Annotated in this window: 11 protein-coding genes; 2 read left to right on the forward strand and 9 right to left on the reverse strand. The window is 59.9% G+C overall.

The genetic code is table 11. From position 1 onward, the window contains the following. The 6 genes from D6877_RS14910 to D6877_RS14935 form a co-directional block, all read right to left on the reverse strand. Positions 1-592, reverse strand: a 592-nt coding sequence (locus D6877_RS14910) for an IclR family transcriptional regulator (protein WP_130911301.1), incomplete at its 3' end; no start/stop codon positions are given. A 210-nt stretch (positions 593-802) separates the two neighbouring features. After that, a complete protein-coding gene (locus D6877_RS14915; protein ID WP_130911291.1) occupies positions 803-1,189 on the reverse strand; it encodes a RidA family protein in 387 nt (128 codons plus the stop codon). A gap of 31 nt (positions 1,190-1,220) precedes the next feature. Continuing rightward, positions 1,221-2,012: an amino acid ABC transporter ATP-binding protein gene (locus D6877_RS14920; RefSeq protein ID WP_130911292.1), complete on the reverse strand. Its 792-nt coding sequence runs from the start codon at positions 2,010-2,012 to the stop codon at positions 1,221-1,223. After that, positions 2,009-2,671: an amino acid ABC transporter permease gene (locus D6877_RS14925; protein WP_130911293.1), complete on the reverse strand. Its 663-nt coding sequence runs from the start codon at positions 2,669-2,671 to the stop codon at positions 2,009-2,011. The genes D6877_RS14920 and D6877_RS14925 overlap by 4 nt, the downstream gene beginning before the upstream one ends. A 9-nt stretch (positions 2,672-2,680) precedes the next feature. Continuing rightward, positions 2,681-3,343, reverse strand: coding sequence for an amino acid ABC transporter permease (locus D6877_RS14930; RefSeq protein WP_024012746.1), 663 nt, complete (start codon positions 3,341-3,343; stop codon positions 2,681-2,683). 51 nt (positions 3,344-3,394) lie between these two features. Next, on the reverse strand, positions 3,395-4,243 hold the full coding sequence (locus tag D6877_RS14935; protein WP_016774493.1) for a transporter substrate-binding domain-containing protein: 849 nt from the start codon (positions 4,241-4,243) through the stop codon (positions 3,395-3,397). 458 nt (positions 4,244-4,701) lie between these two features. Between D6877_RS14935 and D6877_RS14940 the strand changes: the two genes are divergently transcribed. Both D6877_RS14940 and D6877_RS14945 read left to right on the forward strand, forming a co-directional pair. Next, on the forward strand, positions 4,702-5,133 hold the full coding sequence (locus D6877_RS14940) for a thioredoxin family protein (protein ID WP_130911294.1): 432 nt from the start codon (positions 4,702-4,704) through the stop codon (positions 5,131-5,133). A 115-nt stretch (positions 5,134-5,248) separates the two neighbouring features. Continuing rightward, complete coding sequence (locus D6877_RS14945; RefSeq protein WP_130911295.1) at positions 5,249-6,325, forward strand: GGDEF domain-containing protein; 1,077 nt, start codon at positions 5,249-5,251, stop codon at positions 6,323-6,325. Positions 6,326-6,360: 35 nt separating this feature from the next. On the opposite strand, the gene D6877_RS14950 is transcribed toward D6877_RS14945, so the two are convergent. The 3 genes from D6877_RS14950 to D6877_RS14960 all read right to left on the reverse strand — a co-directional run. Further along, positions 6,361-7,920 carry a TerC family protein gene (locus D6877_RS14950; protein WP_130911296.1) on the reverse strand — a complete coding sequence of 520 codons (1,560 nt, stop codon included), beginning with the start codon at positions 7,918-7,920 and terminating at the stop codon, positions 6,361-6,363. A gap of 357 nt (positions 7,921-8,277) precedes the next feature. Then, on the reverse strand, positions 8,278-8,970 hold the full coding sequence (locus D6877_RS14955) for a VWA domain-containing protein (protein ID WP_241662906.1): 693 nt from the start codon (positions 8,968-8,970) through the stop codon (positions 8,278-8,280). Continuing rightward, positions 8,943-9,953 (reverse strand): AAA family ATPase (locus tag D6877_RS14960; protein ID WP_122610530.1); only part of this gene is annotated, 1,011 nt, incomplete at its 5' end. The genes D6877_RS14955 and D6877_RS14960, both read right to left, overlap by 28 nt.

Raw genomic sequence — 9,953 nt, forward strand, 5'->3', positions numbered from 1 at the left:
CGCTGTCGAAGGAGAAGAAACCATCGCTGCCGGCCTGACGAATCTCCGCCAGAAAGCGTTCCAGCGGCAGGCGTTCGCCGTCGGGCAGGATGTAGTCATCCTCGTCGATCAGATCGATGATTTGTTGATCGCTCAAATGCGCGAGAAGCAGACGCCCGGAAGCCGTCCACGGGATCGGCGCGTTTTCGCCGATGTCGGACGAGATGCGGAAATGCCGCTCGCCTTCTTTCATCAACGCCACGGTGTATTTGCGCCCGTTGAGCAGGCACATCTGCGCAGTTTCACGGGTCTGGCTGACGATCTCCTGCAAAGCGTGATCGGCCTCGCGGCTGAGGTCGAAATGCCGCAGATGCGCCTGACCAAGGAAGTACAACTGGCGGCCAAGGTAGACGTGGCCATCCTTGCCCACCGGCTCCAGAATCCGTCGCTCCAGCAAGGACGCGACCAGTTCGTAGACCGTCGATTTCGGACTGCCGATGCCGTTGGCAATGTCATTGGGGCGCAGGGGCTGGCCGATTTCCTTGAGAAAATCGAGGATATCGAACGCCCGGTCCAGACCGCGTGCCCGGCGCTTGATGGTGTCTTCGGTCATGTCAGTGGTTTCCATTCAAAGTCGCCGGATGGTAACTGGCCCTTGATGCCATGTCAGTGACATTGCTGCCCTCACCCCCCGCCCTCTCCCAAAGGGAGAGGGAGCCTGATCGTGTCAATGCATAAATCACTGATAAACGCTGACTCTGCATCGATAAAGATCAGTTCCCTCTCCCTCCGGGAGAGGGCTAGGGTGAGGGGAAAGCTTCACTCAGATCTTCTTGTAGGCAATGCAGTCGATCTCAACCTTGCAATCAACCATCATGCTTGCCTGCACACAGGCCCGCGCCGGGGCGTGTTCGGGTTTGAAATACTCGGCGAAGACCTTGTTGAAACTGCTGAAATCCCGTGGATCGTCCAGCCAGACGCCGGCGCGGACCACATCTTCAAGACCATAACCAGCCTCTTCGAGAATCGCGATCAGGTTCTTCATGGTCTGGTGGGTCTGTTCGACAATGCCACCAACGATGATCTCGCCATCCACCGCCGGAACCTGGCCGGACACATGCAGCCAGCCATCCGCTTCAACTGCGCGGGCGAATGGACGAGGCTGGCCGCCGGCGGCGGTGCTGCCGGTGCCGTAACGCGTAATGCTCATGGGTGTTTCTCCTGATTGCAAAAGTACAGATTCAAAACCGCGTGCTCTTGAGAAATTCCGCCAGACGCGGCGATTGCGGGCGTTCGAACAGTTCCTTGGGAGGTCCCTGCTCTTCGATCCGCCCTTGATTCATGAAAACGATCTTGTCCGAGACCTCGAAAGCGAAACGCATTTCGTGGGTCACCAGCAACATGGTCATGCCGTCCTCGGCCAGGCCCTTGATCACGTTGAGCACCTCACCGACCAGCTCCGGATCGAGGGCCGAAGTGACCTCATCGAAGAGCATCAGGCTCGGGTTCATCGCAATGGCCCGGGCAATCGCCACGCGCTGTTGCTGACCGCCGGACAACTGGCCGGGAAAGTGATTGCGCCGCTCCAACAGGCCGACGCGCTCCAGCCATTTTTCCGCAAGCACTACGGCTTCATCCTTGTGCATCTTTTTCACCTTGAGCAGGCCCAAGGTGACGTTCTGCAAAGCGGTCAGGTGCGGGAACAGGTTGAATTGCTGGAAGGCCATGCCGGTCATCGCACGATGGCGGGCAATAACCTTTTCCGCATGGCGCACACGTTTACCGTTGACCTCGTCGTAGCCGATGGACTCGCCGTCGAGCAGGATCTGCCCGCCCTGGAATTCTTCGAGCATGTTCACGCAACGCAGCAGCGTGGTTTTGCCCGAACCGCTGGAGCCGATCAGCGTGACGACGTTGCCGCGCTGCATGCTCAGGTCGACACCCTTGAGCACCTCCACCGCGCCGTACTGTTTGTGCAGGCCGCGAATGTCCAGCAATGCCTGATTCTGTGAAGCAACTTGAGCTTGAGTCATGGCAGGGCCACCCGCTTTTCAATGTGCCGGCCGAGTAATTCGATGCCGTAGTTGATGACGAAGAACAGAAAACCGGCGAACAGGTAGAACTCCAGGGTCATGAAGTTCCGGGCGATGACCTGTTGCGTGCTGAGCAGCAATTCGGCGACGCCTATCACCGAAAGCAAGGTCGAAGCCTTGACGATCTCGGTGGACGAGTTGACCCAGGTCGGCAGGATCTGCCGCAATGCCTGAGGCAACAGGACGTAGCCGAGGGATTGGTAGAACGTCAGGCCGATGGCTTTCCCCGCCTCCATCTGCCCGCGCGGCAAGGCTTGCAGCGCGCCACGGACGATCTCGGCAACGTGCGAGCCGCAAAACAGCGTCAGGCCCAGGGCGCCGGCCTGAAACGCGCTGATCTGCCAACCGAGCGCCGGCGCCATATAAAAGCAGGCCAGCACCAATACAAACACTGGCGTGCCGCGAATCAGATCGACGTACAGCCGAAACGGCGCGCGCATCCAGAATTTGCCGTAAGTCAGCACCAGGCCGGCAACCACGCCGAGCATGGTGCCCAACACAATGGCCAACGCCGAAACCTGCACACTGGTCAGAAAGCCCTGCCACAACGGCTCGCGCGCGACCCACAATTCATGTAACCAACTGGGAGATTCGTACATCGCAGCCTCCTATCGGCGGATCGCCAGACGCTGCTCGAGGTAACGCAGCAGCATGGCAATGAGGTAACAGGCCGCGACATACAACGCCGTGGTCACCAGCCAGGTTTCAATCACCCGGTAGCTTTCGACGTTGATCTTGCGCGCGTAATAGGTCAGCTCCGGCACTGCAATCGCAGCCGCCAGCGAGGTGTCCTTGAACAGCGAAATGAAGTTGTTCGACAGCGCTGGCAACACGTTACGCAGCATCACCGGCACGGTGACGTAAGCCTTGACCTGCCATTCACCGAGACCGATCGCCAGCCCCGCTTCGCGCTGGCCTTTGGGAATGCTCAGCAAACCGCCACGGAAGACTTCGGTCAGGTACGCGCCGGCATACAGCGACAGCGTGATGATGAACGACGGGATCTTGTCCAGACGAATCCCGAGACTCGGCAGTGCAAAGTAGATCAACAGAATCAAAACCAGAATTGGCGTGTTGCGCACTACCGTGACGTACACCGAGGCCAGCACCCGCAAGGCGCGATGCTTCGACAGCAAGGCAAACGCCATCAGCAGGCCGATCACGCAGCCGATGGCGATCGACACCAGCGCCAGCTGCAAGCCCAGACCGAGCCCCGCCAGCAAGGTGTCGAAATCGCGCCACACGGCGGCAAAGTTCAACTGATAGTTCATGGTCAGCAGTACCTTGAGCGGGGCGACGGTCATCGCCCCACTCTCACGGGATCATTTGAATTCGACTGGGAAACCGATGGCTGGAGATGGCAGATCAACTCCGAACCATTGTTTGAACGAGGCAGCGTAGGTCGGGAACTCAACACCGGTCATGGCTTCATGCAGCGCGGTGTTGACGAAGTTCAGCCAGTCCTGATCGCCACGTTTGACCGCACAGGCATAAGTCTGCGGGCTCCAGGCATAGCTTGGGCTGCGGTAGCGGCCGGGATTCTGCACCATCAGGTATTTGACCGAGGACTGATCGGTGGCGGCGGCATCGGCGCGACCGGAGTTCACGGCCTGGTACATCAGATCGACGCTGTCGTACTGATCGACTTTGGCCTTGGGCAATGCCTGATGCACCAGTTCTTCCGCGTAGACGTTCTGCAGCACCGCAACGGTGACGTCATCGCCCGCCGCCTGCAGGTCTTCGATTTCCTTGTACTTGCTGTTGTTCGGCAACAGCAGGCCAACACCTTCGCGGTAGTACGGCAGGGTGAACGCGACTTGCTGTGCGCGGCTGGCGGTGACGGTGATGAACTGGCAGCTCATGTCGACCTTGTCGGTCAGCAGATTGGGAATCCGCGCATCCGACGACTGCACCACGAACTCGACCTTGCTCGGGTCGTTGAACAGCCCTTTGGCCACGATCCTGGCGATGTCGATATCAAAACCCTGCAACTTGCCGTCCGCGCCCTGAAAGTGCCACGGCGCATTGGTGCTGCCGGTGCCCACGATCAACTTGCCACGGGCGAGAACACTGTCGAGCTTGCTGTCGGCAGCCTGGGCCAGGCCCATAACCGAGGAAGAAGCCGCAAGAACAAAAACACACGCTTTGAACAACGAAGGACGGCGATGCATGGCAAGCACTCCATAATTGTGTTTATTCCGCTATACCGGAACACGGTTTGTTACTACGGAATAGACAGCAGAAAGTGTGCCACAGGAATCTCGCGAAATCTGTAACTGCTTTGAATGCTATTGGAATCAACAAGATATGGTTCGTGGACCAAAGGGTTTGGCCCGAACTAGAACGAAGAAAATAGCTGACACAGCCATTAAAGGGGAAATGCGTTCCCAACTTGGGTCAGATCGCGCCGTTGTGGTGCGAATCAGGGTGACAGTTGAACAAGACCCGGTATCAGCGCTTTAGCGCCTGCCTGTAGACATCCCCACCCTGCCGTTTCCCGACGGCTATCACCGTCACGACAGCACTTCTCGTGTTTACGCAGCCCACCTGTAATTTCTGACAGTAGACCGCGACGCCCCTACTCCTATAACGTCAAGGAGCCTACCCGCTCGTTGAAAAGGACCCTTCGATGAACGCGACAAACACAACTTCCGCGCTGGATCCGGTTTACCGCAAAGCCCTGAAAACCTGGCGTCCGGTCATTCTTTATTTCGCCAATGAACACTGCCCCGCCTGCGAATGGGCCGGGCCGATCTTTCGGCAGATTGCCGAGCCTTACCGACTGCGCGCCAACATCTATATGCTCAACACCAGCCAATCGCCCAAGCACCCGAACGTCACGGGCGCGCCAACAGTGCTGTTCTATAAAAACGGCAGGCTGCTGAAAAAGCTCAAAGGTATCGGTACCGAGGAAACCCTGGCGAAGGATATGGCCCGGCATGTCGGCAGAACGAAGGCGCCCGCAGCGCCACGCAAACATCACCATGATCTGGCATGGCTGAGGCGGACGCTCAGTTCATTGCGCACGGTCTCGCGTTCGCGCCACCGGCTTCTGCGCTGAACCCGACCGGGATTGGACAACCCGCGGTCTGCCTGCTTTGCTGTTGAGCGAACACATTGCGCGCCGCCCGCCGGTTCGGGTGGTTGCCAGGATCGGCGCAGACAGCGGGATAAGCATGTTCGAAACCATTGAAGCGCAAGCGTTGAAGGAAACCGCGTCTGACGAGTTGAGGGAAGAGTTTCTCCAGCGCGAATTCGAACGGCTCAAACCGTTCAGCCTGTTGATCTATGTGGTCAGCATTTTCATGTGGCTACTGTTTGATCTGATCGTCAGTTTTCTCGGCGGCCAGGGTTTCACGTGGCGCTCGATGGCGTTTCTCGCTGGTTTCGCGCTGTTGACGGTGGTGCTCGGCTTCACTCGCAGAGCCAGTCATTTCGATGTGCTCACCTTGCTTCTGGTCCTGGGATTGACCGTCGGTGTGCGAATGATCGTCGACGGCCTCGCGCCTGCTTCGCACAGCTTGTGGCTGGTGCTGGCAGCAGCGAGCATGTTGTACAGCGTGTCGGTACTGCCGCTGCGGCGCTGGGCGTTCTTTGCGGTACAAGTTGTGATCTGGGTGATCCTCAACCCGTTTCTCGCCACCACTACCGAAATCACTGAACTGCGCGGCGTCCTGACTGCCTGCTACAGCGTGTTCCTCTGCGCACTCACGGTGTACACCTTTTTGAAGTTCCGTGAGGCCAAGCTGAACAACTACCTGATGTCGCGGTTACTGCTGGAGCAGGCCTATAACGACCCGCTGACGCAGATTCCCAACCGGCGCTCGTTCATGACCCACGCAGGGCAACGGCTGCTGGCAAGCCCGCGCGAGCGCGATCATTACCTGATGATGATCGACATCGACAACTTCAAGAAGGTCAACGATACCTACGGGCATGACATCGGTGATGAGGTGCTCATTCGCGTCGCGGCCGATATCAAGGCAGTGATGGTTGCGTTTGACTACGCGCGTATGGGCGGTGAGGAGTTCGCGATCTATCTGGCGGGAGTGCGGCGCGAGGATGTTGAAAGCCTTGCCACGCAACTGTGCCAGTCAGTGCGTGAACAGCCCACCCAGCACCCGGTCACCATCAGCATCGGCATTACCCGGGTGGCTGAGGGTGACTCGTTGAATCAGGCGCTGATCAAGGCGGATGCGGCGTTGTACGAATCAAAGCATACGGGCAAGGACCGCTTCACTTTTCATCAGTAACAAGCGCAGCGACCGCTGCGCCATTCCGCGAATGCTCAAGCCACCTCACGCTCCAGCAACACCCGCGTCACCCGTCGCTCTTCAACCGCTTTGACGGTCAATTGCCAGCCCTCGTATTCCAGCCGATCACCGGTCATCGGCAACCGATCCAGCAGACTCATGACCAACCCGGCCATGGTCTGATAATCCTCGGTCGGCTCGGCATCGAAGCCGGTGCGCTGGCGAACGCGAGCCAAGGGCAGCGCGCCGCTGACCAGAAACCCGCCGCGCTCTTCGACCACATCAGGGCCTTCGATTTCACTGGCATCGGGCAACTCACCGGCGATCGATTCGAGGATGTCGGTCATGGTCAGCACGCCGACAAAATCGCCGAACTCATTGACCACGAAGGCGATGTGCGTCGATGCCGCGCGCATCTGCTCCAAGGCATTGAGGATCGAGTAACTGTCGAGCAGATTGACGGTCTTGCGTGCCAGATGCTCAAGGTTCGGCTCGTTGCCGGCCAGATACTCCTTGAGCAATTCCTTCTTGTGTACGAAGCCCAGCGGCTCATCCACCGCGCCATCGCGAATCAACGGCAAGCGCGAGTACGACGAATGCATCAGCTTGGTGCGAATGGTTTCGGCATCATCGGCAAGATCAATCAGGTCAACGTCGGCGCGCACCGTCATCAGGTTGCGAATCGGCCGCTCCGCCAGTTGCAGCACACCGCTGATCATCACCCGTTCACGACGGTCGAACAGCTCGGCCACCGGCGCTTCACCGTTGTCCAGCAGGTCGGAGATTTCCTCGCCGACCTCCTCCACCGCCAGCTTGCGCCCACCGAGCAGACGCATCACCGCATGGGCTGTGCGCTCGCGCATCGGGCGCACGCCCTGCATCGAACGCTTGCGCCGAGCCCGGGCGATCTGGTTGAAGACTTCGATGAGGATCGAGAAACCGATGGCCGCGTACAGGTAACCTTTCGGGATATGGAAGCCCAGACCTTCTGCGGTCAGGGCAAAACCGATCATCATCAGGAAGCCCAGACACAGCATGATCACGGTCGGATGCGCGTTGACGAAGCGGGTCAGCGGCTTGCTGGCAACGATCATCAGGCCGATGGAAATGATCACGGCGATCATCATCACCGCCAGCTCATCGACCATGCCCACGGCGGTAATCACTGCATCGAGGGAGAACACCGCGTCGAGCACCACGATCTGCGCCACGATCGGCCAGAACAATGCGTAGGTCGTGTTGGTCGAGCGCTCGCCGACGTGGCCTTCGAGGCGCTCATGCAACTCCATCGTCGCCTTGAACAACAGGAACACACCACCGAACAGCATGATCAGATCACGACCGGAGAAGCTCTTGTCGAACACCTCGAACAACGGCTGCGTGAGCGTAACCAGCCAGGAAATGCTCGCCAACAGGCCCAGGCGCATGATCAGCGCCAGGGACAGACCGATGATCCGCGCGCGATCACGCTGATGCGGCGGCAGTTTGTCGGCAAGAATTGCGATGAACACCAGGTTGTCGATACCCAGTACCAGTTCCAGCACGATCAGAGTCAACAGGCCTAACCAGGCCGTGGGATCCGCTAACCATTCCATAAAACGTCTCGATCTCTCTTCAGTGAATTCAGGCGGCCAGACACGGCGAAGTGCAACGCGGAGGCTCAAGAGCCGCGTTATCAACCATAGTCGGGAGTCGGAAGACGGGGTGCTGCGAAAGAATCAAGACCGCGCAACGTTGCGCTGGAGAGTGCTGACTGGGAGGCTCCGAGAGGGTGTTCATGTAAATCCTGAATGAAAAATGGCCTTGGAGCGTACAGGGTCGGCTGGCCTGCTCCACAGCGGTAAATCATTTCAAAATCTGTATGAATGACCTTTATCGCAGATTTTCAGCGTTGCTGAAGAAGCCTTCGCGAGCAGGCTCGCTCCCACAGGGTGCGAGCGGTGCGGCGGATTTCAGCGCAAATCCAGCTCATCGATATGCTGATACTGCGCTTGCAGCGCGGTCGCCAGATCCTTCGCCCGGCCCAGTCGAATCGGCCCGCGCTCAATGTCGATCAGCAATCCCGGACACGCCAGCACTGGCAACGCCGACAGTTCTTTCACGCGACCATCGGTCACGATCAGGCAGCGTTGCTGTTCGGCAGAAAAGCGCTTGCGTCGCAGCGTCAGCCATTGCTGCGCCTGCGCCAGTGCCGCGAGCAACGGCGTGCCGCCACCGGCGCCCAGACCGTCGAGCCAGACGCCCAGGCCGCTTGAGGCCTTCAAGCCTTGCACCTGCCATTTCGGCGCAGAACCACTGGCGGTCAGCAACGCCAGCCGCGCCCGCTGGCGATAAGCGTCGTCGAACAGCTGCGCGAGCAGGCCCTTGGCATCGCTCAAGGCCTGATGGCGACGGGTCGAGGCCGACGCGTCGACGATCACCAGCCAGATTTCATGGGGCGAGCGGGTGCGCTGTTGAAACAGCAGATCGGCGCGGCGCTGAGGGCGGCCATTGAGCAGCGTGCCCGGCCAGTTCACCGATCCGCTGCCGGCCGTATGCCGTTGGCCCTGGCGGCCATTGTCGAGTTGTCCGGCACGGGGTCTGGCATTCGCCCCCGCGTCGGACCGAGGGCGAATGCCTAGGGCTTTTTTGCCAGTGGCGGCCAGCTTGGAACTTCGCGGCGGGTACCGGTGGCTTGCGCCGTCGCCGGCATCTCGCCCCACTGGCCCTGCCCTTCACCGGATTTGCTGTCTGCGCCTGACGGAGATTGCGCTTGTGGCTCCGCGCCGGCCAAGGGCTGCTCGCGGCGGCGATGGCGCAGGGCAAATTCGGCCACCGCGTCGATGTCCTCTTCAGCAATCGCATCCGCCCCACGCCACGCGGCATGGGCGCGGGCCGCGCGCAACCAGACCAGATCGGCACGCAAGCCATCGACGCCAGCAGCGAAACAACGCTCGGTAATCAACGCCAATGCCGCGTCATCCAGTGGAATGGCTGCCAAGCGCTCGCGGGCGCTTTCACAGCGCGAACGCAGGATGTGTTGCTCGCTCGCCCACTGCGCGCAGAACCCTTGTGGATCGCTGTCGAAATCCAGCCGCCGGCGAATGATCTGTCCGCGTTCGGCGGGCGCGGTGTGGCCGCTGAGGGCAACGTTCAAGCCGAAGCGGTCAAGCAGTTGCGGCCGCAGTTCGCCCTCTTCCGGGTTCATGGTGCCGATCAGAACGAATTTGGCCGAATGCCGATGGGAGATGCCGTCGCGCTCGATCAGGTTGGTACCGCTGGCAGCGACATCGAGCAGCAGGTCGACCAAGTGATCGGGCAGCAGATTGACCTCATCGACATAGAGCACGCCACCGTCAGCCTTGGCCAGAACACCGGGCGAAAACTGCGCGCGACCGTCGCTCAGGGCAGCATCGAGATCGAGGGTGCCGACCAGCCGCTCTTCGGTAGCGCCCAACGGCAAAGTGACAAACTGGCCGCTGGCGAGCAGATCCGCCAGGCCCCGGGCCAGCGTCGACTTGGCCATGCCGCGCGGACCTTCGATGAGTACGCCGCCGATTTTCGGGTCAATGGCGGTCAGGCACAGGGCGAGCTTCAGGTCATCGGCGCCGACCACGGCGGAGAGTGGGAAATGCGGGGTGTCGGTCAT

Source organism: Pseudomonas sp. Sample_9 (assembly GCF_004307535.1).
Classification (GTDB): Bacteria; Pseudomonadota; Gammaproteobacteria; order Pseudomonadales; family Pseudomonadaceae; genus Aquipseudomonas; species Aquipseudomonas mercuritolerans.